Origin of the sequence: Catenulispora yoronensis (assembly GCF_039531695.1) — a bacterium.
GTDB classification, from domain to species: Bacteria; Actinomycetota; Actinomycetes; order Streptomycetales; family Catenulisporaceae; genus Catenulispora; species Catenulispora yoronensis.
Genome location: NZ_BAAAQN010000015.1, coordinates 59,882 through 85,760 on the forward strand (window position 1 = coordinate 59,882; position 25,879 = coordinate 85,760).

Annotated in this window: 17 protein-coding genes and 1 pseudogene; 6 read left to right on the forward strand and 12 right to left on the reverse strand. The window is 71.7% G+C overall.

Going from position 1 to position 25,879, the window contains the following annotated elements:
• Nucleotides 1–179: 179 nt before the first annotated feature.
• The 7 genes from ABD481_RS15130 to uvrA all read right to left on the reverse strand — a co-directional run bounded on the left by ABD481_RS15130 (nucleotide 180) and on the right by uvrA (nucleotide 13,013).
• Nucleotides 180–1,610, reverse strand: coding sequence for a gluconeogenesis factor YvcK family protein (locus tag ABD481_RS15130; RefSeq protein ID WP_344666274.1), 1,431 nt, complete (start codon nucleotides 1,608–1,610; stop codon nucleotides 180–182).
• An 89-nt stretch (nucleotides 1,611–1,699) separates the two neighbouring features.
• Nucleotides 1,700–2,686: an RNase adapter RapZ gene (gene rapZ, locus ABD481_RS15135; RefSeq protein ID WP_344666359.1), complete on the reverse strand. Its 987-nt coding sequence runs from the start codon at nucleotides 2,684–2,686 to the stop codon at nucleotides 1,700–1,702.
• A 198-nt stretch (nucleotides 2,687–2,884) separates the two neighbouring features.
• A complete protein-coding gene (gene uvrC, locus ABD481_RS15140) occupies nucleotides 2,885–4,885 on the reverse strand; it encodes an excinuclease ABC subunit UvrC (protein WP_344666275.1) in 2,001 nt (666 codons plus the stop codon).
• A gap of 67 nt (nucleotides 4,886–4,952) precedes the next feature.
• A complete protein-coding gene (locus ABD481_RS15145; protein ID WP_344666276.1) occupies nucleotides 4,953–5,495 on the reverse strand; it encodes a hypothetical protein in 543 nt (180 codons plus the stop codon).
• A 141-nt stretch (nucleotides 5,496–5,636) separates the two neighbouring features.
• On the reverse strand, nucleotides 5,637–9,197 hold the full coding sequence (locus ABD481_RS15150; protein ID WP_344666277.1) for an nSTAND1 domain-containing NTPase: 3,561 nt from the start codon (nucleotides 9,195–9,197) through the stop codon (nucleotides 5,637–5,639).
• Nucleotides 9,198–9,379: 182 nt separating this feature from the next.
• Nucleotides 9,380–9,835, reverse strand: a complete 456-nt coding sequence (locus tag ABD481_RS15155; RefSeq protein WP_344666278.1) for a Rieske (2Fe-2S) protein — start codon at nucleotides 9,833–9,835, stop codon at nucleotides 9,380–9,382.
• A gap of 82 nt (nucleotides 9,836–9,917) precedes the next feature.
• Nucleotides 9,918–13,013 (reverse strand): excinuclease ABC subunit UvrA, encoded by a 3,096-nt coding sequence (gene uvrA / locus ABD481_RS15160; protein WP_344666279.1) that lies wholly within the window; start codon nucleotides 13,011–13,013, stop codon nucleotides 9,918–9,920.
• Nucleotides 13,014–13,181: 168 nt separating this feature from the next.
• Here uvrA and ABD481_RS15165 point away from each other — a divergent pair, with 168 nt between their 5' ends.
• The 3 genes from ABD481_RS15165 to ABD481_RS15175 all read left to right on the forward strand — a co-directional run bounded on the left by ABD481_RS15165 (nucleotide 13,182) and on the right by ABD481_RS15175 (nucleotide 15,343).
• Entirely contained in the window at nucleotides 13,182–13,955 is a 774-nt protein-coding gene (locus ABD481_RS15165) for a maleylpyruvate isomerase family mycothiol-dependent enzyme (protein WP_344666280.1), read from the forward strand.
• A gap of 45 nt (nucleotides 13,956–14,000) precedes the next feature.
• The gene (locus ABD481_RS15170) at nucleotides 14,001–14,615 is read left to right on the forward strand and encodes an MBL fold metallo-hydrolase (RefSeq protein WP_344666281.1); all 615 of its coding nucleotides are present in this window, start codon (nucleotides 14,001–14,003) and stop codon (nucleotides 14,613–14,615) included.
• A 62-nt stretch (nucleotides 14,616–14,677) separates the two neighbouring features.
• Nucleotides 14,678–15,343: an MBL fold metallo-hydrolase gene (locus tag ABD481_RS15175; RefSeq protein WP_344666282.1), complete on the forward strand. Its 666-nt coding sequence runs from the start codon at nucleotides 14,678–14,680 to the stop codon at nucleotides 15,341–15,343.
• 34 nt (nucleotides 15,344–15,377) lie between these two features.
• Here the strand turns inward: ABD481_RS15175 and ABD481_RS15180 are convergent, their stop codons facing one another.
• Both ABD481_RS15180 and ABD481_RS15185 read right to left on the reverse strand, forming a co-directional pair.
• The gene (locus ABD481_RS15180; RefSeq protein WP_344666283.1) at nucleotides 15,378–15,578 is read right to left on the reverse strand and encodes an MbtH family protein; all 201 of its coding nucleotides are present in this window, start codon (nucleotides 15,576–15,578) and stop codon (nucleotides 15,378–15,380) included.
• A 281-nt stretch (nucleotides 15,579–15,859) separates the two neighbouring features.
• Nucleotides 15,860–18,823 (reverse strand): protein kinase domain-containing protein, encoded by a 2,964-nt coding sequence (locus ABD481_RS15185; protein WP_344666284.1) that lies wholly within the window; start codon nucleotides 18,821–18,823, stop codon nucleotides 15,860–15,862.
• Between the two features lie 98 nt (nucleotides 18,824–18,921).
• Here ABD481_RS15185 and ABD481_RS15190 point away from each other — a divergent pair, with 98 nt between their 5' ends.
• Nucleotides 18,922–19,620 (forward strand): DUF1275 family protein, encoded by a 699-nt coding sequence (locus ABD481_RS15190; RefSeq protein WP_344666285.1) that lies wholly within the window; start codon nucleotides 18,922–18,924, stop codon nucleotides 19,618–19,620.
• Between the two features lie 28 nt (nucleotides 19,621–19,648).
• Here ABD481_RS15190 and ABD481_RS15195 read toward each other — a convergent pair whose 3' ends face one another.
• Complete coding sequence (locus ABD481_RS15195; protein WP_344666286.1) at nucleotides 19,649–20,101, reverse strand: MarR family winged helix-turn-helix transcriptional regulator; 453 nt, start codon at nucleotides 20,099–20,101, stop codon at nucleotides 19,649–19,651.
• A 117-nt stretch (nucleotides 20,102–20,218) separates the two neighbouring features.
• Between ABD481_RS15195 and ABD481_RS15200 the strand changes: the two genes are divergently transcribed.
• A complete protein-coding gene (locus ABD481_RS15200) occupies nucleotides 20,219–21,775 on the forward strand; it encodes an MFS transporter (protein WP_344666360.1) in 1,557 nt (518 codons plus the stop codon).
• A gap of 127 nt (nucleotides 21,776–21,902) precedes the next feature.
• Here ABD481_RS15200 and ABD481_RS15205 read toward each other — a convergent pair whose 3' ends face one another.
• A complete protein-coding gene (locus tag ABD481_RS15205; RefSeq protein WP_344666287.1) occupies nucleotides 21,903–23,225 on the reverse strand; it encodes a chitinase in 1,323 nt (440 codons plus the stop codon).
• A gap of 296 nt (nucleotides 23,226–23,521) precedes the next feature.
• Between ABD481_RS15205 and ABD481_RS15210 the strand changes: the two are divergent.
• Nucleotides 23,522–24,808 (forward strand): annotated as a pseudogene (locus tag ABD481_RS15210) (chitinase); the annotation flags it as partial.
• A gap of 490 nt (nucleotides 24,809–25,298) precedes the next feature.
• Here the strand turns inward: ABD481_RS15210 and ABD481_RS15215 are convergent.
• Nucleotides 25,299–25,850: a TOPRIM nucleotidyl transferase/hydrolase domain-containing protein gene (locus ABD481_RS15215; protein WP_344666289.1), complete on the reverse strand. Its 552-nt coding sequence runs from the start codon at nucleotides 25,848–25,850 to the stop codon at nucleotides 25,299–25,301.
• Nucleotides 25,851–25,879 lie beyond the last annotated feature (29 nt).

Below are 25,879 nucleotides of genomic sequence, written 5' to 3' on the forward strand. Positions count from 1 at the left end.
TGGGCCTTTCGGAATAAGACGGACGGGAGGGGTTTCCGGTTCCCTGGGGACTGTGCCAGGTCGCGGTGACAATCACCCTGGAGGGTGATTACGCGATCCGGAGTCTGATAGGACAACCAGACTCCGGATCGGAGCAGGCCGGACCGGATCGGACCAGAGGCCCGAGCAGGCCGGACCGGCTAAGCCCCCGCGAACACGCCGCGGAACGCCTGCGCCAACAGCGCGTGATCGTGGCGCGGGCTCTTGTCGCCGTTGCGGTACGGCGCGGCCAGCGGTGCCAGCACCACGCGCGCGCCGAGCGCCGCCGCGGCCTTGTCGAGCGGGCCGTGGACGCGCGGGGCGCCGCACGACATCTCGTCGGCCAGGACGAGGTCCAGGCGCAGGCCGGGGCAGTGGTCGGCGAGGACTTCGAGGTGCTGCTCGGCGGAGTAGCCGTCGGTCTCGCCCGGCTGCGGCGACAGGTTGAACACCAGGACCTTGCGGGCCCGGGTCTCGGCCAGCGCCGCGGCCAGCTCGGGCACCAGCAGGTGCGGGATCACGCTGGTGAACCAGGAGCCGGGGCCCAGCACCGTCCAGTCGGCGGCCCGGATGGCGGCGGCGGCCTCCGGCGCGGCCGGCGGCTGCTGCGGGCTGAGCCGCACCGACAGCACGCGGCCCGGCGTGACCGCCAGCTCGTGCTGGCCGCGGATCACCCCGGTGGCCGCCGGGTCGGCCGGGTCGGCCCCGGCCACCAGCGCCTCGATCTCCAGCGGCACGGTCGACATCGGCAGCACCCGGCCGCGCGCGCCGAGCAGCCGTCCGACCCAGTCCAGGGCGCCGACCGGGTCGCCGAGGCGCTCCCACAGCGCGGCGATGAGCAGGTTGCCCACGGCGTGGCCGTGCAGTCCGCCGTCGGCGGGGCCGCCGAAGCGGTGCTGGAGCACGTCGGCCCAGGTGCGGCCCCACTCGTCGTCGCCGCACAGCGCGGCCAGCGCCATCCGCAGGTCGCCGGGCGGCAGGCCGCCGAGGTCGCGCCGGATCCGCCCGGAGGAGCCGCCGTTGTCGGCGACGGTGACGATCGCGGTGAGCGCGTCGGTGACGGTGCGCAGCGCGGACAGCGTGGCGGACAGGCCGTGGCCGCCGCCGAGCGCGACGACGCGCGGCGCCGGGGCGCCGTCGGGGGTGTGGGCGAAGGCCTTGAACTCGACGGTCGGCGCGTCCTCGGCCGGCGCCCGCCAGGCCGCGGCCGCCGCCAGCGCGCCGGCTATCGGCTGCCCGGCCCCGGGCAGGGGCACCGGCCCGGACCCGGAATGCTGCGAGCCGGAATGCCCCGACCCGGAATGCCGCGGCTCGGAGTGCCGGTGCCGGTGGGACGGCGGGGGCTGCTCGTCGCCGATCGTCAGTTCCGCGAAGTAGCCGCGCGGCAGCCCGGGCGGCGGCGACCGGTCCGGGGGCGCCGCGAAGGCGCCGGCCGCGCCGAAGGCGTCGGTGGCCGCGAAGGCGTCGGTGGCCGCGAAGGGACCGCCGGGCAGGTAGGAGTCGTCGGGCAGGAAGGAGCCGCCGGTCATGAACGACTCACCGGTCGCGCCGGTCGCTCCGACCACGCCGGCCCCGTCCGCCGCACCAGACACATCAGTAACACCGTTCCCACCGTACCCGGTCCAGGGCACGCCGGGCCCCGGTACCGCCCCCGCGAAGCCGGCCGACGGATCGGCCGCCGTCACTCGCGGCCCATGTCCCGGTGGACCACCACGGTGTCCACGCCCTCGGCCGAGAGCCGGGCGGCGACCTGCTCGGACATCGCCACGCTGCGGTGCTTGCCTCCGGTGCAGCCGATCGCCAGGGTCAGGTAGCGCTTGCCCTCGCGACGGTATCCCTCGGTGACGATGTTCAGCACCTCCGCGTAGCGGTCGAGGAACTCCTTGGCACCGTGCTGGGACAGCACGTAGCCGCTGACCTCAGGGTCCTGACCGGTGCGGGGGCGGAGCTCCGGAACCCAGTGTGGGTTTGGCAAGAACCGTACATCCGCGACCAGGTCGGCGTCGACGGGCAGACCGTATTTGAAGCCGAAGCTCATGACGGTGGCGCGCAGCGGGACCTCGCCGGGGTCGCCGAACGCGGACTCCAGCGTGGTGCGCAGCTCGTGCACGTTGCGGGCCGAGGTGTCGATCACCAGGTCGGCCTCGCCGCGCAGCTCGCGCAGCAGCTCCCGCTCCCGGCCGATGCCGTCGAGCACCCGGCCCTCGCCCTGCAGCGGGTGCGGGCGGCGCACGCCCTCGTAGCGGCGGACCAGCACGTCGTCGTCGGACTCCAGGAACACGATCCGGTGGTTCAGGCCGGCCGAGTCCAGCTCGTCCAGGGTGCTGCGCAGGGTGTCGAAGAAGGCGCGGCCGCGCACGTCGACGACGAAGGCCAGGCGGTCGGTGCCGCCGGACTCGCGCATCACCAGGTCCACCATCGGCGCGATCAGGGTCGGCGCCAGGTTGTCCACCACGTACCAGCCCAGGTCCTCGAAGACCTTGGCGGCGGTGGAGCGGCCGGCGCCGGACATGCCGGTGATGATGACCAGCTCCGGGGCGTGCAGGCCCTCGGTGGCGTCGGCGTCGGCGTCGGCGTCGGCATCCGCGTCCGCGTCGGCATTGGTGGTGGCATCGGCCTCGGAGCCGCCCTCGGCCCCGTCGCCGGCCGCTCCGCCGTCGGCGGTCAGCCGGTGCCGGGTGTCCGGAACGTCCTCCACGCCGCCGGCGCCGGCGGCGTCCGAAGCCCCGGCGAGGTTGGCGACACCCGCCACGTCAGCGGTGCCCGCGGGACCCGGGACGGCCTCGGCGCCCGGGGTCCGACCCCCGCGCCCGCCGCTGTCCCGGCCGTCCTGCTCGCTCGGCCTGTCCTCGTCACTCACTCCCGCTCACTCCTCGTCCGGACTGGTCCTGCTCTCTCCCCCGTCCAGGATCTCACCTGTGGCGGCGTTCACCGCACGACTTGCCGGAAGCTCCGCCAGCGCTCCACGGATCTGCTGGGCTGTCGCAGGTCCGATACCAGGCACTTCGGAGATTTCCTCTACCGAGGCCGCGCGCAGTTTGCGCAAAGTTCCGAAATGGGCCAACAAGGCTTTACGCCGCACTTCCCCCAGACCCGGCACATCGTCCAGGGCGCTGGCCACCATCGACTTCGACCGCTTCTGCCGGTGGAAGGCGATGCCGAAGCGGTGCGCCTCGTCCCGCACCCGCTGGAGCAGGTAGAGGCCCTCGCTGCTGCGCGGCAGCAGGATCGGGTCCTCGTCGTCGGGCAGCCACACCTCCTCCAGCCGCTTGGCCAGGCCGACCAGCGTCACGTCGCTGATCTCCAGGTCGGCCAGGGCCGCGGCGGCCGCGGCAACCTGCGGCTGCCCGCCGTCCACCACCAGCAGCTGCGGCGGGTAGGCGAACTTCTTGCGGTCGCCGGTCGTCTCGTCGATCAGCTTCGCGTCCTCTTGCTCCTTCAGGTACGCCTTGAAACGCCTCGTGACGACCTCGTGCATGGAACGCACGTCGTCGTTGGAGGCGCCGGCCTCCTCCGTGCCCTTGATCGTGAAGCGCCGGTACTCGCTCTTGCGCGGCAGGCCGTCCTCGAACACCACCATGGACGCGACCACGTTGGTGCCCTGCAAGTGCGAGATGTCGAAGCACTCGATGCGCAGCGGCGCCTGGTCCATGCCCAAGGCGTCGGCCAGCTCCTGCAACGCCACCGAGCGGGTGGTGAGGTCCGAGGCGCGGCGGGTCTTGTGCAGGGCCAGGGCCTGCTTCGCGTTCTGCGCGACGGTCTCCATCAGCGCCGCCTTGTCGCCGCGCCGGGGCACCCGGATCTCGACCTTCGCGCCGCGGCGCTCGGCCAGCCATTCCGTTATCGCCTCGGTGCTGCCCGGCAGCTCCGGCACCAGGATCTCGCGCGGGATGGTCTCGGTGTCCGCCGCGGCCTCGCCCGCGTCGCCCTGCTCGGCGCCGTAGAGCTGCTGGAGGAAGTGCTCGACCAGGCCGGCGGTGTCGACGTCCTCGACGCGGTCCACGACCCAGCCGCGCTGGCCGCGGATCCGGCCGCCGCGCACGTGGAAGATCTGGACCGCGGCCTCCAGCGGGTCCTCGGCGAGCGCGATCACGTCGGCGTCGGTGCCGTCGCCGAGCACCACGGCGTTCTTCTCCAAGGTCTGCCTCAGGGCCTGGAGATCGTCGCGCAGCCGGGCCGCCTTCTCGAACTCGAGCTCCTTGGCAGCGGCCTTCATCTCGTCCTCAAGCCCTTTGAGGAACCGGTCGGTGCGGCCGGCCATGAAGGACACGAAATCGTCGACGATCTCCCGGTGCTCCTCGGCGCTGACCCGGCCCACGCACGGCGCCGAGCACTTGCCGATATAGCCGAGCAGGCACGGCCGCCCGGTCTGCGCGGCGCGCTTGAACACCCCGCCGGAGCAGGTACGGATCGGGAAGACGCGCAGCAGGGAGTCCAGCGTCTCGCGGATCGCCCAGGCGTGGGAGTAGGGGCCGAAGTAGCGGACGCCGGGCCGCTTGGGCCCGCGCATCACCTGCGCGCGCGGGAACTCCTCGCCGACGGTGACGGCGAGCGAGGGGTAGGACTTGTCGTCGCGGTACTTGACGTTGAACCGCGGCTCGAACTGCTTGATCCAGGTGTATTCGAGCTGGAGCGCCTCCACCTCGGTGCCGACCACGGTCCACTCGACGCCCGACGCCGTGGTCACCATCGTCTGGGTCCGCACGTGCAGGTTCGCCAGGTCCTGGAAGTAGCTGGTCAGGCGGGAACGCAGGTTCTTGGCCTTGCCGACGTAGATCACCCGGCCGTGCGGGTCGCGGAACTTGTAGACGCCGGGCGAGGTCGGGATCTCGCCGGGCTTCGGGCGATAGGTTGCCGGGTCTGCCACAAGGAAAGCCTACGCGGCCGGGGGGACATGACCGGCCGGGCAGTGGTCAGGGGTCAGTGGCCGGTGATCAGGGGCAGACGGGCTCGGTGATGTACTGGACCTGGCCCTGGCTCAGCACCCCGACCAGGCAGCGCGCGCCGGGGTCCTGCGCGGTGACGGGGTGCGAGTAGTTCCAGGTGAAGAAGCGCTGGCTCTGGGCGTCGGCGGCGAAGGTGCCGTTGTCGTCGTCCCCGCCGCCGCGGACCGTGCCGCCGGCGTCGGCCCAGCGCCAGTGCAGCCGCAGGCCGTCGGCGTGCGGGCCCTCGACCTTGAGGTAGGTGGCGGCGACCTTGCGGATGCTGTGCTTGGCCGGGTCGCCGCAGACCTCGACGACGACCAGGTTCTGCCCGCCGCCGAGGCGGTGCAGTCCGGTGCCGAGGTAGGCGCCGTGGTCGCGGCAGGTGTCGAGCTGCATGGGGAACGCGGGCTGCATCGGGACGGTCCGGACGGTGTCGGCGGCGGCCGAGGCGGTGCCCAGTGCGGTGCCGGACAACGACGCACTGAGCAGCGATAACGCGGCGAGGACGGACCGGGCGGCCCGGGCGGTGCGCGGGCGGCGGCGGATGATCATGGGGGCTCCTTCAGGTGTCTGGCACGGTTCGCTGACCCGAGTCGCTGACGCGACCCATTAGGGGTATCGGCGGAGTCGGACCGCTGCCGGAGTCGCCTGATCGGGGCGGGGTTTCAGGGTATTTCTTCGCGGGTCCGCGGCTCAGTCGGCGAGGCGGCCGCGCAGCAGGCGGCTGACGCGGTCCGGGCGCAGGTCCCAGTGCCGCAGGGTGCCGTCCTCGCTCGCGCTGACGAGCTGGTCGGCGGCGACGAAGGCCAGGCCGGTGACGGCCCGGCCGTGGCCGGTCAGGGTCGCTACTAGGCGGTGGCCGCGCGGATCCCAGAGCCGGATGGTGCCGTCGCGGTCGCCGGTGGCGACGAGCGAGCCGTCGGGGGCGAACACGGCGGCGCCGACCTGGCCGGCATAGCCCAGGAGCAAGCCGGGCCCGGAACGCTGGTCCCAGAGCCGGACGGTGCCGTCCCGGCCGCCGGCGACGAGGCGGCGCCCGCTGACGGCCACGGAGAGCACCGAGTCGGCGAACGACGACCCGAGCGTGTCGCGGCGCGCGCCGGTGTCGCAGTCCCAGAACGAGACCGTGTCGTCCTGGCTGCCGGTCACGACGGTGCGGGAGTCGGCTTCGAACGCGACGGCGAAGAAGATGCGGTGCGGGATGGTGATCGTGGGGAGGCGGCGCGGGGCCGGGTACGGGGTTGGGGCCAGGGCCGGGGTTGGGGCTTGGGCCGAGGACAGAGCCGAGGCCGGCGCCGGGGCCGGAGCCGATGACAGATCCCAGCGTCGCAGGGTGCCGTCCCAGCCGCCGGCGGCGAGGCGGGTTCCGTCCGGGCTGAAGGCCAGGGCCGTGACTTTGGTGCGGTCGGTGCCGTTCGGGGCGGCGACGCGGGTGAGGCGGCGGCCGGTGCGGGGGTCCCAGAGGTCGACCGAGCCGTCGAGGCCGCCGGTGGCCAGGCGGCTGCCGTCGAGGGTGAGGGCCACGGCGGTGATCGGGGCGGCGCCGTCGCCGAGGCGGCGGGCGGGAGTGGCTCCGGTGGGCGTCCACAAGGTGGCGTAGCCGTCGGCGTCGGCGGTGGCGAGCAGGCCCGGGGCGGCGGCGAGGGCGTGGAAGGCGGGCTGGCCGGGCACGCGGCCCACGGCGCCGCCGGCGGTCAGGTCCCAGAGTGCGACGGTGTGGTCCTCGCTGCCGGTCGCGAGGCCCGTGGTGCGGGGGCGGAACGCCAGGGTGTTGATCGGGGCGGCGTGCCCGGCGAACTGGGCGACCTGGTGCCAGGTGGCGGTGCTCCAGACGTCGGCGCGGTCGTCCTGCGAGGCGGTGGCCAGCAGTCCGCCGTCGGTGTCGAAGGCGACAGCGGTGACCGAGTCGGTGTGACCGCCGAGACCGACGACGAAACCCCCGGTGGCGGCGGTCCACACGCCGGTGAGGCCGTCCCAGCCGCCGGTGGCGAGGGTGGCGCCGTCGGGGCTGAAGGCGACGGTGCGGATGGCGTCGGTGTGCCGGCCCGCGAAGAGTTGGGCTCGGCTCCGGTCCGCGACGTTCCACGTCGCCGCCTTCCCGTCCTCGCCGCCGGTGGCGAGCAGCCGGCCGTCGGGGCTGAAGGCGACGGCGTAGATGTTGCCGTCTCCGGGTGCGATCGGCGCGCCGACCTGGGTTCCGTCCGCCGTGTTCCAGACGCGCGCGGTGCCGTCGTCGCCGCTGGTGGCGAGCCAGCGGCCGTCGGGGCTGTAGGCGAGCGAGCGCACGGTGCGTGTGTGGCCGCGCAGGTGGAGCTCAGGACCTCTGGCGGGAACGACGAGGACGTCGCCTCGTTCCCCGGCCGCCACCGCCATGGCTCCTGACACGGGGTTATAGGCGATTGCGTGAACAGCGGCGCCGACTTCCAGTGGCTTTCCTACTGGTCGGCGGTTATCAGGGTTCCAACGCCAGACCTCGCCTTGTTCGTCTCCGGAGGCCGCCTCGGTACCGTCCGCGCGGAACGCTAAAGCGTTCACCGCGTATCGATGCTGATGGAAGAGTCCTAAGAACCCGGTGGCCTGATCGCTCAGCACCGCGCTGCGGGTCGCTGGATTCTCTGCCGTCTCCAGTGCGGCGATCGCCATTCGCGTCGCGTCCTCAGGACGGGTGTGCAGCGCTTGTACTGACTGGGTGGCGAGCAGGTCCGCGCTCTCTTGGTCCTCCAAGGCGAGGTTCCGGCCGAGCTGGCCGATCACGACAGCCACCGCCACCAGGGCCGCTGCCGATGCCGCGACCAGCGACGCGCGCAGCCTCCGGTTCCGGATCCGCCCGCGCTGTTCCGACAGGTGAGCGGTCAGCGAGGCCGCGTAGAAGTCTTGTTCCAGAGGGCTGAGGTGCTCGGCACGCCCTTCGGACCGCTCCCATAGGCGTCCTCGCGCCAGGAGTCCGGGGTCGCGTTCTCCCTGGAGCCACCGCGCGGCAGCATCGGCGAACTCCTGGCGATCGCGCAGTTCGTCCTTGCCGTCGCGGATCCAGGCGTGCAGTGTCGGCCACTCCCAGAGCAACGCTTCATGCGTCAGGCTGACCCGCTGCTCGTCGTCCACCACCAGAAGGCGCGACGCGATGAGATGCTCCACGACGCGATCAACGACCTCCGGATCCCCCACGGTCCGTCCCACAAGTACCGCTAGTGGAATCCATCTCCGGGTGTCGTCCTGGCGATCGCCTAGACGTACGAGCTGGAGCAGTACCTGGCGCGCGATGGCAGAGCCGTCGGCTCCAAGGTCTGCGAGCGCCTTATCGGCTGAGCGTGCCAACGCTCCCCCGACGCCGCCGGAGGCGATGTACTCCGCCAGCCCTAAGCGTTGCCGCCGCTTGTCGTGCCACATCCCGTGCAAGCACTCCGCCAGCAACGGCAGGCTCACGGCGCCTTTGCGGTCGTGCAGATCGCGCAGGATCAGATCTGGGAGGTCCGGATCGACGGCGAGACCGACGCTGTCCGCAGGGCCCGTGATGGCCAGGCGTACTTGCGCGTCCGTCAGTGGCGGGAGCAGGTAGGTGTGTTCCTGAAGGAGAGGCAGCAGATAGGGATCCTCTAAGCAGCGTCCCAGATAGTCGACGCGAATCCCGAGTACTACACACGTAGTGTTTTGTGCTCTCCGGCAGAGCCCTTCGACGAACGCTTCGCGCCGCTTAGGGTCGTCGCACTGAGTGAACACCTCTTCGAACTGGTCCACGACCAACACATCGGCGTTGTCGGCGGGCAGCTCAGGCTCGGGTCCGGGATTCGCGACGCGCACAGTCACCGCGGCGTCCGCATCGCGCAGCGCCGGAACAAGTCCCGCACGCAGCAGCGACGTCTTACCCGAACCAGAAGGCGCGACCACGGCATAGAGCCCATATCCCCGCCGCACCTGCCTCCGGACTTGGCTCGACAAGCGCGCCACTGCCTCCTCGCGCCCGAAGAACCACCGCGCAGTGTGCTCCGAATACGACGACATCCCGGGATAGGGACACTCCTGGCCCAGCCCACTCCGCACGGCGGCCAGCAACTCGCCCCCGGCGCCCAGCGCACGATCGCAGGACTGCGCCAGGTCCTCGGTCATGCGCTGGAGACCGTTCTCCACCCGGCTGAGATAGCCGCGCGAGTAATGCGTCTCGCGCTCCAGCCGGCTCAGCGACCAACCGCGGCTGTCGCGCAGCGCGCGCAGCCGGCGTCCTGGACGCGGGTCGACGGCGGATCCGGTGTCGGACAAGAGGAGGACCCCCGCGGGTATGGGTGCTTGGGTGCCCACACTGGGGGATCCGCGGACGTGCGCGGGAGTCCGACACGCGGTCGCCGTCGTCGCCAGCATCAACTAGTTGAGAGTTTTCGCCCTCTCGGGTGACAGGGATGCATTTCCACGGTATGCCGCTGACCTGGTATCAGAGCGGGATCTCAGCTCTTGGCCGCCCCGGACACGGTGACGTCCGCCCCGCTCAGCGTGGCGGTCATGGCCGCCAGCGGCTGGGTGGCCGGGCCCATCACCACCGAACCGTCCTGCGCGCTGAAGATCGAACCGTGGCACGGGCAGTGGATCTGGTTGTTCGCCACTTCCTTGACCGTGCAGCCCTGGTGCGTGCACACGGCGCTGAACGCCTTGTAGACGCCGGCCTGCGGCTGGGTCACGACCACCCCGGCGTTCACCGTCCCGCCGCCGACCGGCACCGAGGACGAGGGGACCGTCACCGGGGTGGCACCGGCGCCGGTGCTGGGACCGGAACCGCCGGACTTGCTCGACGAGCAGGCCGCGACCGTCCCGACCCCGACGACCGGAACGGCGACCAGCGCGGCGGCCTTCATGAGGGAGCGGCGGTCCGGACCGGACTCCTCGACCTCGAGTTCTTCAGACATGGGGAGTAGTCCATCATGTCCACCTATGAATTCGCGCTGAGGGTCCGGACGAGCCGCCGCTCCACCCGGGATCGCACCCGGACTACTTCTTGGCCACCGCCTTCTTCGCCGGCGCCTTCTTGGCGGCGGCCTTCTTCGCGGTCGACTGTGCCGGAACGGTCTTGGCCGGAACCGCCTTGGCCGGAACCGCCTTCGCCCCGGCCGCCTTGGCCGCGACCGCCTTGTCCGGCGCGTTGTTCTTCTTCGCCGCCGCGATCGCCTTCGCGACCTTCGGCTTGCGCTCCTGGGCCGCGGTCAGCGCCGCCGTCGCGGCGTTCGCCTCCCCGCCCAGGATCGGCCCCAGGAACCGGCCGGTGTGGCTCCCGGCCACCTCGGCCACCTGCTCCGGAGTGCCCTCGGCCACCACCAGGCCGCCGCCGCGGCCGCCCTCCGGACCCATGTCGACGATCCAGTCCGCGGTCTTGATGACGTCCAGGTTGTGCTCGATGACGATCACCGAGTTGCCCTGGTCCACCAGCCGCTGGAGCACGCCGAGCAGCTTGTTGATGTCCTCGAAGTGCAGACCGGTGGTCGGCTCGTCCAGGACGTAGACCGTGCGGCCGGTGGCCCGGCGCTTGAGCTCGGCGGCCAGCTTCACCCGCTGCGCCTCGCCGCCGGACAGCGTGGTCGCCGACTGGCCCAGCCGGACGTAGCCCAGCCCGACGTCCACCAGCGTCTGCATGTGCCGGGCGATCGCCGGGACGGCCTCGAAGAAGTCCGCGGCCTCCTCGATCGGCATGTCCAGCACCTCGCCGATGTTCTTGCCCTTGAAGTGGACCTCCAGCGTCTCCCGGTTGTACCGGGCGCCGTGGCACACCTCGCAGGGGACATAGACGTCCGGCAGGAAGTTCATCTCGATCTTGATCGTGCCGTCGCCCTGGCAGTTCTCGCAGCGGCCGCCCTTGACGTTGAACGAGAACCGGCCCGGCTGGTAGCCGCGGACCTTGGCCTCGGTGGTGTTCGCGAACAGCTTGCGGATGTGGTCGAACACGCCGGTGTAGGTGGCCGGGTTGGAGCGCGGGGTGCGGCCGATCGGCGATTGGTCGACGTGCACCACCTTGTCCAGCAGGTCCACGTTGTCCACCCGGACGTGGCGGCCGGGCACCCCGCGCGCGCCGTTCAGCTCCCGGGCCAGCGTGGTGTAGAGGATGTCGTTGACCAGCGTGGACTTGCCGGAGCCGGACACACCGGTGACCGCGACGAAGACTCCCAGCGGGAACGCCACGTCGATGTCGCGCAGGTTGTTCTCCCGGGCGCCGCGGACCACCAGCTGCCGCTCGGGGTCGATCGGCCGGCGCAGCGCCGGGATCTCGATCCGGCGCCGGCCCGAGACGTACATGCCGGTCAGCGAGTCCTCGGAGGCCAGCAGGTCCTCCACGGTGCCGGAGACCACGACCTGGCCGCCGTGCTCGCCGGCGCCGGGGCCGATGTCGACCACCCAGTCGGCGATGGCGATGGTGTCCTCGTCGTGCTCCACCACGATCAGGGTGTTGCCCAGGTCGCGCAGCCGGATCAGGGTCTCGATGAGGCGGTGGTTGTCCCGCTGGTGCAGGCCGATCGAGGGCTCGTCCAGGACGTAGAGCACGCCGGTCAGGCCGGAGCCGATCTGGGTGGCCAGGCGGATGCGCTGGGCCTCGCCGCCGGCCAGGGTGGCGCTGGCCCGGTCCAGGGACAGGTAGTCCAGGCCGACGTCGACCAGGAACTGGAGGCGCTCGTTGACTTCCTTGAGCACCCGGGCGGCGATCTGCGCCTCGCGGTCGGTGAGCTTGAGGTCGCGCAGGTACTGGGCGCACTCCCCCACCGGCAGCCCGGCCACCTCGTCGATGGACAGGCCGCCCTCACCGCGCTCGCCGCCCAGGGTCACGGCGCGGATCACCGGCTTCAGGCGGGTGCCGTCGCAGGCCTCGCAGGGCACCTCGCGCATGAACCCGGCGTGGCGGTCGCGCGCGGAGTCGGTCTCGGCCTCGGCGTAGCGGCGGGTGACCCACGGGATGACGCCCTCGTACCGGGCCTCCCAGGTGCGCTCGCGGCCGTACTTGTTGACCCGGCGCACCGTGTACTTCTTCGGGTAGCCCTCCAGGATCACCTTGCGGATCTTGGCCGGCAGCCGCTCCCACGGCGTGTGCATGTCGAAGCCGATGACCTCGCCGAGGCCCTCCAGGATGTGCGAGAAGTACTCCGCGCCCATCGCCGCCGCGCCCCAGGCGATGATCGCGCCCTCGTGCAGCGTCTTGGACGGGTCCGGGATGATCAGCTCCGGGTCGACCTCCATCTTCACGCCCAGGCCCGAGCAGGTCGGGCAGGCGCCGAAGGGCGAGTTGAAGGAGAACGAGCGCGGCTCCAGCTCCTCGAACGACAGGTCGTCGTAGACGCAGTACAGGTGCTCGGAGTACATGCGCTCGCGGTTCGGGTCGTCGTCGGCCAGGTCGACGAACTCCAGGGTGATCATGCCGCCGCCGAGCTGGAGCGCGGTCTCCACCGAGTCGGTGAGCCGGCGCTTGGCCGAGGACTTCACCGCCAGCCGGTCCACCACCACCTCGATGGTGTGCTTCTCCTGCTTCTTCAGCGTCGGCGGCTCGGTCAGCTGCACCACGACGCCGTCCACCCGGGCCCGGCTGAAGCCCTTGGCCTGGAGCTCGTTGAACAGGTCGACGTACTCGCCCTTGCGCTCGCGCACCACCGGCGCCAGCACCTGGAACCGGGTGCCCTCCTCCAGCTCCAGCACCCGGTCCACGATCTGCTGCGGGCTCTGCCGGGCGATCGGGCGGCCGCACACCGGGCAGTGCGGCCGGCCGGCGCGCGCGTAGAGCAGCCGCAGGTAGTCGTAGACCTCGGTGATGGTGCCGACGGTCGACCGCGGGTTCTTCGACGTCGACTTCTGGTCGATCGACACCGCCGGGGACAGCCCCTCGATGAAGTCGACGTCGGGCTTGTCCATCTGCCCGAGGAACTGGCGCGCGTAGGCCGACAGCGACTCCACGTAACGCCGCTGGCCCTCGGCGAAGATCGTGTCGAAGGCCAAGGAGGACTTGCCCGAGCCGGACAGGCCGGTGAACACGATCAGGGCGTCCCGAGGGAGGTCCACTGAAACGTCCTTGAGGTTGTGCTCCCGCGCGCCGCGGACGATCAGCCGATCCACTAGTGAAACCTTCCTGGAGACATGACTCGCACCGATGCTAGACGGGGGCTCCGACAAGTTCTGGTTTTCGCCGTACTCGCAGGTCCGCGCCCCGGCGGCGGTCGCCGCGGCGGTCCGAGGGCGGGAACGGTGTGGCAGACGCGGCCCCAGTGCGGAAGAGTTACCGCCGTGACCGAATCCTCCACCGCCGTGCCCGCCTCCTTCGACGCCGCCGCCACGCTCGCGCAGATCTCCGACGCCACCGCGCACCTGCTGGCCACCGCCGCCGAACTCACCGACGAGGACCTGCGCGGACCCTCGCTGTGCGCGGGCTGGACACGCGGGCACGTCCTGGCCCACATCGCCCGCAACGCCGACGGCCACGCCAACCTGCTCAACACCGCGGCCACCGGCGAGGTCACGCCCATGTACGCATCCGATGCCCAGCGCAACGCCGACATCGAGGCGGGTTCTTCCCGGGACGCCGCGACCCAGCTGGCCGACCTGCGGGAGTCGGCGGCCCGGTTCGCCGAAGCCTACGCCGCCGTGGCGATGGCCGACGCCTGGGGCCGCGGGGTGGTCCGGGTGCCCGGCGCCGAGCCGTTCCCGGCCTTCGAGGTGCCCGCCAAGCGCCTGGGCGAGCTGTTGATCCACCACGTGGACCTGGACGCCGACTTCACCCCGGCGCACTGGTCGGACGCGTTCACCGACCGCTGGTTCGCCCTGACGCTGGAGCGCTTCCAGGCTCGGGACGGGTTCCCGCCGCTGCGCCTGGACGTCGAGGAGGAGGACGAGGTCTACGGCGTCAAGGCCGCGGCCGGCGACGCCGAGGTGCTGACCGTGCGCGGGCCCAAGCGGGCACTGCTGGCCTGGCTGCTGGGCCGGGCCTCCGGCGACGGCCTGGTGGCGGCGCTGCCCGAGGGCGGGCGCGGCCCGCTGCCGGAGCTGCCGAGCTGGGGCTGAGCCCTTACCGTCACCAGTAAGAGTCCCCGTCAAGGAGCGCCGGACATGACCTACCACGGCTCCGTCCACGTCGGCGGCCCCCCGGCCGTGCACGAACTGGCCTGGCTGATCGTCACCAAGCTCGCCGTCGGCCCCGCGGCCACCAACTGCTACCTGCTGCGCGACCGGCTCACCGGCGAGCAGCTGCTGGTGGACGCCGCCGACGACGCGCCGGCCCTGATCCGGCTGGTCAACGGCTCGCTGGCGGCGGTGGTCACCACCCACCGGCACCACGACCACTGGCGGGCGCTGGCCGAGCTGGCCGCGGCCACCGGCGCGGTGACCATGGCCGGGGCCTACGACATGGGGGCGATCGAGGTCCCGACCGCGGTGCCGCTGCTGGACGGCGACGAGATCCAGGTGGGCCGCTCCACCCTCACCGCGGTCCAGCTCGGCGGCGACACCCCGGGCGCGGTGGCGCTGCTCTACGACGACCCGAAGGGGCATCCGCACCTGTTCACCGGCGACTGCCTGTCCGGCAAGGAACCGCACGGACCGGCGCCGCTGGACCTGGCCGCCGGCCCGCTGGCCGGACTGCCGGACGAGACGTGGGTCTATCCCGGGCACGGGGACGACAGCACCCTCGGCGCCGCGCGCGCCGGGCAGGGGCTCGGGGACTAGTCACCAGCGACAAGCTCAGCCACAGCACCGACCAGAGTCAGCGACCCGGGAGGCAAACAGCCATGTCCGACTACACCGGCGACGTCACGCAGGGCGGCCCGGCGGCCGTACGCGACCTGCCGGCCCTCACCGTCACCAAGGTCTCGGTGGGCCCCTTCGACAACAACGCCTACCTGCTGGAGAGCAGGACCAGCGGCACCAGGGTCCTGATCGACGCGGCCGCCGAGCCGGCCACCGTGCTGGCCCTGGCCGGCGACCGCCTCGACGCGGTGATCACCACCCACCAGCACGGCGACCACTGGCAGGGCCTGGCCGACGTGGTGGCCGCGACCGGCGCCGCCACCCACGCCGGCCGCGCCGACGCCGAGGGCATCCCGGTCCCCACGGCCCACCTCGTCGACGACGGCGACACCGTCCGGGTCGGCGACATCGAGCTGGAGGCGATCCACCTGGTCGGCCACACGCCGGGCTCGATCGCCCTGCTCTACCGGGACGCCGCCGACCCGGACGGGATCCCGCACCTGTTCACCGGCGACTGCCTGTTCCCCGGCGGCGTCGGCAACACCAACAAGGACCAGGAGCGGTTCGAGTCGCTGTACAGCGGTGTGGTGGCGAAGATCTTCGACCGGCTGCCGGACGAGACGTGGGTGTATCCCGGCCACGGCAAGGACACCACGCTGGGGGCCGAGCGTCCGCACCTGGACGAGTGGCGGGAGCGGGGCTGGTGATGTGAGGAATCCGCGCCGAGCCGGTGTCGGTGCTCTATTCGCCGGCGACGGCGACCAGCTTCAGATCGGTCCACTTGCGTTCCACATAGTCCAGGCAGGCGCTGCGCGTGTCCTTGTCGTGGACGACGGCCCAGCCCTCCGGCACCTGGAGGAACGCGGGCCACAAGGAGTGCTGGCCCGCCTGGTTGCGCAGGACGCGGTAGACGCCTTCCTCCGGCTCGTACGGATTCGACATATGACTCTCCTCCAAGTGATGCAATGATGTGCGGAAGCGGTGCCAGGAAATAAATCGGCATTGCACAACAGAGCTATCGCTCTAATATCGGCAGCGGCACACGATCATGCCATTTCTACGTTCGGCCAGAAGGCATGTCAAGCACGCTGCACTTGAACGATTACACTTGGACGTCAGTTGCAGTTGGACGTCGCAGTTGGACGCGAAAGAATCCGCCCGCCCGGTGCACAGGCACCGGGCGGGCGGATTCTTTCGTGGAACGCTGTGAAAAACGCGGGCCGTCACATCTTCCAGAAGTAGATGACCGCCTTGTCGCTGTAGTCGCTGCGCCGCAGGGCCATGGCGAGCAGGCTGCCGTCCGGGTTGAAGCCCAGGGACAGCACGCGCCCGGTCTCCTTCACCAGCTGTGTGATCGGCAGCGGGTGGCCCGGGTCGGTCATGTCGTAGATCGTCGCGGCGCCGGAGCGGGAGTCGCCGGCGACCACCACGGGGTGGGTGGGGTGGAAGCCGAGCGCGCCGGAGATGTTCGTGAACTTCCACTGCTTGGCCGGGGACTGCGGCTTGCGGAAGTCCAGGAACTGCATGTCCTGGCTCTGGTCGTCGGCGCCGGAGACGCCCAGCACCAGGGTGTTCCACGGGCCGGAGGTCGCCACGTACAGGGCGCCGGTGAGCTTGGTCGCGGCCGGGTCGTACCAGGAGGCGGAGTTGATCGGCACGACGTTGCGCGCGTTCCCGGCGTCCCAGAGCTGGAAGATCGCCGCGCGGCTGTCCTCGCCGTGGCCGGTGGTGACGATGTACTTGTCGCCGGCGGCGAACGCGACGAGCTCCAGGCTGTCCTTGTCGGACGGGGTGAGGGTGCTGATCTGGGCCGGCTGCTTGGGGTCGGCCAGGTCCAGCACGCAGTTGCCGACGGTCGGGGTCGAGTCGTCGACGGTGGCGATGGCCAGCTTCATGCCGTCGGAGCTCAGGGCCAGGTCCGAGACCCGCTTGCCGTTGACGTCGCCGCGCGCGGACAGCTGGACCGGCTTGGTCGGGTCCTTCACGTCCCACAGGTACAGGCCGCCCTTGCCGCCCAGGACCAGCAGACCCCGGGCGGGGCTGTAGTCCATGCTGAGCATTTCCTGCAGCTTCCCGTCGGCCAGCGGGATGGGGATGCTGCCGACCTTCAGGGCGGCGGCGGCGTTGGTGATGTCGAAGATCTGCACCCCGTTCGCGTCGTCGGAGACGATCAGGTGCTTGCCGCCGTTGATGAACGCGTAGACCAGCTGCGGGTTGCCGGGCAGCTCGATCTGCCCGACCGGCACGCTGCTGGGCGTCAGCGGCGGCAGCGACCCGGCGGCCGACGACGGGGACGTCGACGGCGACTCCGAGGCCGAGGACGAGCTCGACGAGGAGGCCGTGTCCGCGTCCGACGACGAGTCCGAGCTCGACGGCCCGGAGGCGTCGGCGTTCGACGGCGACCCGGTCGGGCTCGGGGTGGTGGCGCTGCCGGCGGCGAGGTTCGTGGTGTCGCCGGTCTTGACGTCCTTCTTCGAGCCCAGAGCCACGTAGGCGCCGCCGCCGGCCACCGCGACGCCGGCGAGCCCGCCGGCGCCCACCAGCAGCTTGCGCCGGGATATGCGGGAGCCGGACGTGGACTTGGCCGGGGCCTGCTCGGTCTCGGCGACGCCGCGCCCGCCGAACTCCGCCGGGACGACGCGCGTCGGGTCCGTCTCGCCGACCTGCGTCGGCGGATGGGTCGGCGGCTGCATCGGGACGTGCGGCGGAATGTTGGGCGGCGGGATCGGGCCGGAGCCCATCACGGCCGGCACGTCGGCGGAGGGCTTCGCTCCGGCCACGGCACCGAATCCGTTGCCATTGCCGCTGCCGCTGCCCTGGTGCGGCGGCTGTCCGGCCCCGGAGGGCGCGGTCTGGGCCGCTGCCGGAGCGGATCCGGCGACCGGGGACGGGATCGCGCCGAGAGCCGGCCCGGGACCGGGCTGGTTCGCCGGACGGCCGGCACCCTGGCCGCTCTGAGGGCCCTGACCGCTCTGGCTGCCCTGGCCACCCTGGCCGCTCTGGCCGCCCTGACCGCCTTGGCCGCCTTGGCCGCTCTGAGGGCCCTGGCTACCCTGGCCGCTCTGGCTACCGTGGCCGCTCTGAGGACCCTGGTTGCCTTGGGGGCCGCCAGGAGTGCCAGGAGTGCCAGGAGCAGGCGCCGACGGCCCGGCCGCAGGGCCGGTACCGGCCGCCGCGACAGCCGCCACGGCCCCGGCCACAGCACCGGCGGCAGCGCCAGCGGCCGCTCCCCCGACCACCGCCGTGGCAGCGCCCGAAGACTGGTCCGGCCGCGTCGGCTCCTCCCCGGTCGGGCCTCCCGCCCGCGCCGCGCCCGCGGCCTTCGCCGCGGCGTCCGGCTTCGGCGTCGGCAGCATCCGCTCCAGCGCCTCGCGCACCACCTTCGCCCCCGGCGGCCGCGCCGCCGGGTCCTTCGCGAGCAGCGCGAGAATCAGCGAGTCCAGCTCCGGCGGCAGGCCGGGGCGGTAGCTGCTCGGCGGCGCCGGCGTCTCGTTCAGCTGCTTCTGCAGCATGCCGAAGAAGGAGTCGGCGACGAACGGCGGCCGCGCCGTGACCAGGAAGTACAGCAGGCAGCCGAAGGAGTACAGGTCGCTGCGGGCGTCAGTGGGCTGCCCCGCCGCCTGCTCCGGGGACATGTAGTCGGCGGTGCCGATGACCGTGCCGTCGGCGGTGAGGCCGCCGCGGGTGTGTCCGTCCTCGATCACCCGGGCGATGCCGAAGTCCAGGACCTTCAGGGCGCCGTCGTCGGTGATCATCACATTGCTGGGCTTGATGTCGCGGTGGACCACGCCCGCGCGGTGCGCGGCCTCCAGCGCGGCGCACACCTGCGCGCCCCAGCTCAGGACCCGGCGCGAGTTGCGCTCGTCGTTGCGGATCTGCGCCAGCGTGCGGCCCTGCAACAGCTCCATCACCAGGTACGGCACGTCGCGGCCGTCCAGGTCGCCGTGTCCGTAGTCGTGCAGGGTCACGATCAGCGAGCTGGACAAGTTGCCCGCGACCCGCGCCTCACGTTCGAAGCGCGCCTCCATCTCGGTGTTCAGCCGCACATCCAAGAGCAGCTTCACCGCCACATCGCGCCCAATGCGCTGGTCCCGACACCGCCACACCTCGCCCATGCCGCCGGCCCCGAGCCGCTCCTGAAGAAGGTAGCGGCCGTCCAGCACCAGACCCGTCAGATCGCGCTGCATGGCCGGTCATTCTGTCAGGTCATGGCAGAAGTATGGAATCACCTTCCGGCGAGCGCGCCTGCCCGGCCCCCGAGGCGCGTCCCCGCATCCTGGTACCCGTGACGCGAACGCCCAGAGTGCACGGCACGGCGTGGCTGATGGTGCTGCTCACCGGGATCGCGGGCTGGGTCGACGCGGTCGCCTACGTGCGGCTGGGCGCGGTCTTCGTGGCCAACCAGACCGGGAACGCCGTCTTCCTGGCGGTCCAGATCGCAGAACGCGTACTTCCCGGCACGGCCCAGGAGTCCGTCACTCCGGGCGACGACACCTATGGCCCGCTTGCCTCACTTGTCGGGTTCTGTCTCGGGGTTGCTGCTTCAGTGATTCCCCTCCGTCGCGCGCGGCTGAGCGGCGAGGACGCGGCACCCTGGCTCCTGCTGGCCATCGAGGCGGTGCTGCTGGCCGCCGTGGTGCTCCTGGCGGGCGCGCCGCGTGAGCTCCGGCTCGGTCTGGCCGCGGCGGCGATGGGCCTGCAGAGCGTGTACGCCGCCGGCGTCGCGATGCGCGGCGTCACCACGACCACCCTCACCGGCACCCTCGTCGCCCTGATCTCCACGTTCGCCGACGATCCCGGCCGCAAGGCCCGCCGGGCGATCGTCCTGCTGACCGCCGTCTGGGCCGCGTACACGATCGGCGCCTGGGGCGGGGCCGCGGCTGGCCTGACCTGGTCGATCGGCACCGTGCACGGCATCGCCGCGCTGGCCGCCGGAGCCGCCGCGTTCGGCGTGTGGCGGGAAAGCGCCAGGCGGGGCGCCTGACGGCTGATTCCCGCCACCGCCCACTGCCCTACGGCCGCGGCCAGGGCCGCCCCGAGATCCGCTCGATGTCGGTGTTGAACCGCCGCAGGTAGTCGGCGAAGGCGTCGACGTCCTCGCTGCTCCAGCCCTCCAGCACCCGGTCCAGCCCGGCGACGTTCCAGGACCGCGCCTGGTCCAGCTCCCGCTCCCCGGCCTCGGTGAGCCGGAACTTGCGCGCGATGCCGCCCTCGGGGTCGGGGATCCGCTCGATCAGGCCGCCCCGGGACAGCGCCGCGGTGCGCCGGTTGAGGGTGGACACGTCCAGCTCGAAGGCCTCGGCCAGCTGGCCGATGGACATCGCACCCTCCACCCGCAGCCGGCTGAGCAGGATGTACGCGCCGCGCTCCAGCCCGCCGTCGTCGCCGATCGAGCGGATGCTCATGTGGACGTGGCGCCCCAGCAGCATGCTCTCGAACTCGACCAGGTCGGTGTGCTTGTCCATGGTCCCATCCTACGGAGCCTTGTGCGCCATGCACATCATATGTATGGTGCACATTATTATGTGTATGCTGCACACAACTTCTCGTCGCCCGGGACCGCCGCTCCGCGAGCCGTCGCCGTGACCGCCGCGACCGCCGGCCCGCGCTCCGGACGCCCCGCACCCCCCACCCACCTCGTCGTCGCCGTCCTGGCCGGCGCCGGGATCGTCGCCTCCCTGATGCAGACGCTGATCGTGCCGCTGATCGGCGAGCTGCCCACGCTGCTGGACACCAGCGCCTCCAACGCCTCCTGGGCGGTGACCGCCACCCTGCTGGCCGGCGCCGTCACCACCCCGGCCACCGGCCGCCTCGGCGACCTCTACGGCAAACGCCTGATGCTGCTGGTCTGCACCGTCCCGCTGGTCGCCGGCTCGGTGGTGTGCGCGCTGGGCAGCTCGCTGGTCACGATGGTGGCCGGGCGCGGGCTCCAGGGCATGGGCATGGGGCTGGTCCCGATCGGCATCAGCGCCCTGCGCGACCTGGTCCCGGCCGAGCGCCTGGGCTCGGCGATCGCGCTGATCAGCTCCTCGCTGGGGATCGGCGGCGCGCTGGGCCTGCCGCTGTCCGCGGCGATCGCCGAGCACGCCAGCTGGCACGTGCTGTTCTGGGTCTCGGCGGTGCTCTCGGCCGTGGTCGGCGGGCTGATCTGGCTGGTCATCCCGGCGGTCCCGCCGCGCGCCGGCGGCGGCTTCGACGGCGTCGGCGCGGTGGGCCTGGGGGTCGGCCTGATCTGCCTGCTGCTGGGCGTGTCCAAGGGCGCGGACTGGGGCTGGGGCGCCGGCTCCACGCTCGGGCTGCTGCTCGCCGCCCCGGTGGTGTTCGTGCTCTGGGGCTGGTGGGAGCTGCGCCAGGACGCGCCGCTGGTGGACCTGCGGGTCGCCGCCCGCAAGCAGGTGCTGCTGACCAACGCCGCCTCGGTGGTGGTCGGCTTCTCGATGTACGCGCAGTCGCTGATCATGCCGCAGCTGCTCCAGCTGCCCAAGGCCACCGGTTACGGCCTGGGCCAGTCCATGCAGGCGGCCGGCCTGTGGATGGCGCCGGCCGGGCTGGTGATGATGCTGGTCTCGCCGCTGGGCGCGAAGCTCTCGGCCCGGCGCGGGGCGAAGTTCACCCTGACCGCCGGCTCCCTGGTCATCGCCCTGGGCTACGGCATCTCGGTCGGCCTGATCGGCTCGACCTGGACGCTGCTGGTGGTGAGCTGTGTCATCAACACCGGCGTGGCGCTGGCCTACGGCGCGATGCCGGCGCTGATCATGTCCGCGGTGCCGATGTCCGAGACGGCGTCGGCCAACAGCTTCAATACCTTGATGCGCTCGGTCGGCACCTCGACCTCGGCGGCCGTGATGGGCATCGTGCTGGCCCACCTGACCATCGACTTCGGCGGCCGGGCGCTGCCGTCCAAGAACGGGTTCGAGACCGGGCTGCTGATCGGCTGCGCGGTCGCGGTGGTGGCCGCCGCGGTGGCCGCGACGATCCCGACCCGGCGGCCGCACTCCGCGCCGGCGGTGCCGGAGCCGGGGGCGCAGCCGGGCACGGGAACGGAGACGTGGCCGGCGACTGGAACGGGGACGCGGCCGGGGACGGGAACCGCGCCCGAAGCGGCGCCCGGGACGCTGGCCGCGCCGGCCGAGGCCTGATCCGCTGCCCGGCGCGGCCGGGCTCGCTGTTCAAGAAGACAACGGTTGTTCCACGGACAATGGAAGCCGCCGTCGCCCGGCACCACCCAGCGCCGGGCGACGCCGGCCGTTCTTGGCCGTCAGGACATCAGCAGGCGCCGTTGTCCTTCCAGATGTTCCACGCGATCGCCGAGCCCGGCGTCACGCCGGTCGACCAGTAGGTCGCCGTGTACTTGTGGCCGTTGTAGGACACGACGTCGTTCGGCACGTAGGAGGCGGTCGCGCTCCACGCCGTGGCCGTGCAGCCGCCGCCACCGGTGCCACCGGTGGTGCCGCCGGTCGTCCCGCCGGTGGTGCCGCCCGTGGTGCCGCCCGTGGTCCCGCCGGTGGTGCCACCGGTGGTCCCGCCGGTCGTCGTCCCGCCGGTGGTGCCGCCGCCGGAGCCGGTGTACGGCACGAAGGCGTCGGTGAACGCGAACTTGCCGTCGCCGACCCCGCTGCACGTCGAGGAGGCCGCCGGCGTCACGGTGCCGCTGGGAGCCAGGCCGCCGCAGGGCTGGTCGCGGTTGATCGACCAGAACGCCAGCCGCCCGACGCCGTTGCTCGCCGCGAAGGACTCCACCGAGCGCGCGTTGGCGCTGGTGAACGTCGAGCCGTCGTCGTTGGTGCCGATCATCGGCGTGATGCCGACGTTGGCCCAGGTGTAGCTGGAGTCCACGGACTGCATCTGCGCCAGGGTGCTCTGCGCGGCCTTGATCGCCGCCGCGCCCATGTCCTGCTGGCCCTGGTAGTAGTCCATGGTCATGACGTTGACCACGTCGATCTTCACCCCGGCGGTCTTGGCCGCCTTGAGCAGGTTCACGCCGTCGCCGGTCAGCCCGGAGGGCAGCACCGGCAGCGTCATGGAGAACTTCACGCTCGGGTGCGAGGCCTTCAAGGCCTTGATCGCGACGAAGTGCCGCGCGATCGACGGTCCGTCGGCCACCGCGGCGCCCTCGACGTCGAAGTCGAGCTGGGTGACGCCGTAGTCGTCGACGAGCGCCGCGTACCCGGAGTTGATCGTGCTCTGCGTGGTGCAGGTCCAGGCCAGGCCCTCGCCCGCGGCGCCGCCGGAGGAGATGATCACCGAGGCGCCCTCGGACTTGGCCCTGGCGATCTCCGGGTCGGTGTAGGAGTCGTTGCCGATCGGCAGCGTGTCGCCCCAGATCTGGTTGCAGCCGGCGCCGATGACGAAGGCCGCGGTGTACGCCTTGAGGCCGTGGCCGGTGATCGCCGTGTCCAGCAGGCCTTCCTGGCCGTTGGACATGTCGACGTAGGGCGCGACCGAGTAGACGCTGCTGCCGGCGGCGGGGGTCGCCGGCCCGGCGGAGGCGCTGTGCGCCAGCGCCGTCGCGGTCGCGGCGACCGCCGCGACGAGCAGTGCGCCGGTGCGCACCGCCATGCGGCGGCGGCCCGGTGCTGTGGGAGTCATTGTGTGGGTCCGTACCTTTCCGTGGTGGCGGGAAAGTAACGAGGGGAAGGGCGAAGCGAGGCGCGGATGCGAGGAAGTAACGCCCTGACACACAAAGTGGAGTAGACCAATGTGGTCTGTCAAGGGTCTAAACCATTGATCTTTTCTCGCAGGTCAATCCGCCGTGGACCCTTACTTGACCCTTGTTTGCCAGCCCTTTACCCGTAACCCTTGACAGGGAACTGGTCTAGTCCAATCATATTCCGCGACTCCGGAGTCCCCACCACCTCACTCCCCGCCACCCTCGGAGACCCTTTATGGCAACCGCGAGTTTGAAGCGGCGATTGGCCCTGCCGGTCACGGCACTGGCCCTCGCCGCCGGCACCACCATCGCCCTGGCCGCCAACTCCAGCGCCGCGCCGAGCCCGAACGCGCTCAGCAGCGTCTGGTACGCCTCGGCGCCCTACCTGATGCCCGAGGACAACTCCCCGCCGGACGTCTCGGCGGTGATGGACGCCACCGGCCAGAAGGCCTTCCAGCTGGCGTTCATCCTGGCCCCCAACGGCGGCGGCTGTTCGCCGACCTGGGGCGGCACCAGCCCGATCGGCTCGGACAGCACGATCCCGTCGGTGATCTCCACCATCCGCGGCAAGGGCGGCGACGTCTCGGTCTCGGTCGGCGGCTACGGCGGCACCAAGCTGGGCCAGACCTGCGGCACGGTCGCCGCCACCGCGGCCGCCTACCAGCAGGTGGTCGACAAGTACGGGCTGAAGGCGATCGACTTCGACCTGGAGGAGCCGGAGTACGAGAACACCCAGGCCATCGCCAACGAGCTCGGCGCGGCGCAGGCCCTGCAGAAGAACAACCCGGGCCTGTACGTGTCGGTGACGATGCCGGGCACCAACGCCGGCACCGGCTGGTTCGGCACCCAGCTGCTGGACCAGGCCAAGTCCATCGGGTTCACGCCCGCCAACTTCTCCATCATGCCGTTCGACGGCGGCTTCAGCGGCGCGGCGGCTCAGGTCTCGGCGCTGGAGGCCTTCCACGGCCTGCTGGTCTCGCACATGGGCTGGGACTCCACGACCGCCTACCAGCACGAGGGCGTGTCGATGATGAACGGGCGCACCGACGCGTCCGAGTACTTCTACCAGGCCGACTTCCAGACCGTCCTGGACTACGCGACCAGCCACGGCCTGGCCCGGTACACGTACTGGTCGGTGAACCGCGACCGGCAGTGCAACCCGCCGTCCAACAACGGCCAGCTGTCCGGCGCGTGCTCCTCGGTGCCCCAGAACGACTGGGACTTCACCAAGTTCACCGCGAAGTTCGCGGGTGTGGCCACGCCGCCCCCGCCGCCGAACAGCAGCACGACGTCGACGTCGCCCAGCACCTCGCCGAGCACTTCGCCGAGCACCTCGCCGTCGACCTCCACGTCCTCGTCCCCGGGCGGAACGTGCAGCGCGGCGCCGTGGAGCTCCTCGACCGCCTACAGCGGCGGCGCGATCGTCTCCTACAACAGCCACACCTGGACCGCTAAGTGGTGGACCCAGGGCGACACCCCCGGCGCCAACACGCAGAACGTGTGGCAGGACAACGGCGCGTGCGGCGGCGGCGGTTCGTCGAGCACTCCGCCGGCCGGCACCTGCACCCTGGCGCTGTGGAACTCGGCCACCGCTTACAGCGGCGGCGCCGTGGTCCAGTACGGCACTCCGGCCCACAAGTGGACCGCCAAGTGGTGGACCCAGGGCGACACTCCCGGCAGCAACAGCTCCGGCGTGTGGACCGACGGCGGTGTCTGCGGCAGCTAGAGCCGGCTAGGCATCCGCTCCGCCGACGGCCCGTCCGCTCGGAGCCCGGCCGGTCACCAGGCCTCGTAAATCGAGGCCGGACCGCTGGAGGCCGGGCCGTCTGAGAACCCTGGCGCCCCGCACGCTGACCCCGCTGCGGGGCGTCAGGCTCCTGACGCTCGTAACAATTGTGACATTCGCGCCGCCCTGGCCGACCCCATCGGTCACGGCGACCGCCCACGGCTGGCGCCGCATCGACCACGGCGATCACGGCGGCCTTGGCGACCACGGCGACCACCCGCGCGGACTACAACTGGGCCAGCACCAGATCCAACGGCCGCGGCACCAAGTCCAACGGCACCGTCTCGGCCAGCAGCCGCGCCCAGCGCTCCTTGCCGCCGGAGCGGCCGCCCATCATGCGCCGCAGCTGGTGCAGCAGGGTCTTGTCGCGCATCGCGGGCTGGCGCTGCAAAGTGCGGAACGAGCGGTCCTCGCCCTCCTCGGCGACGATGCGCAGCACCTGGTCGGCGCCCACCGCCCTGATGAGCTCGTCCTCCAGATCGGCGCGGCAGACGAAGAAGCCGAGTTCCTCCAGGTCCTCGGTGGCGGGCCCCGGCGCGAAGCCGGCGCGCTCCAGGCCGAGGCGGAAGAAGCGTTCCTCGGCCTCGTCGAATAGCCCGGCCAGCTTGAGGCCCTGCCCGGTGGGGCCGTACTGCTGGAGGTAGCGCGCGGCGTTGGTGGCACCGTCCATGACCAGGATCTCGATGCCCTCGGCCGTCAGATCCCGGCCCCGGCGCGCGGCCAGGGCGTGCAGAGCCGCGGAATCGCTCACTCCCTCGACGAGGATGGCCGCGCGCATGGAGTCGAGGATAGATCAGAACCAACGTC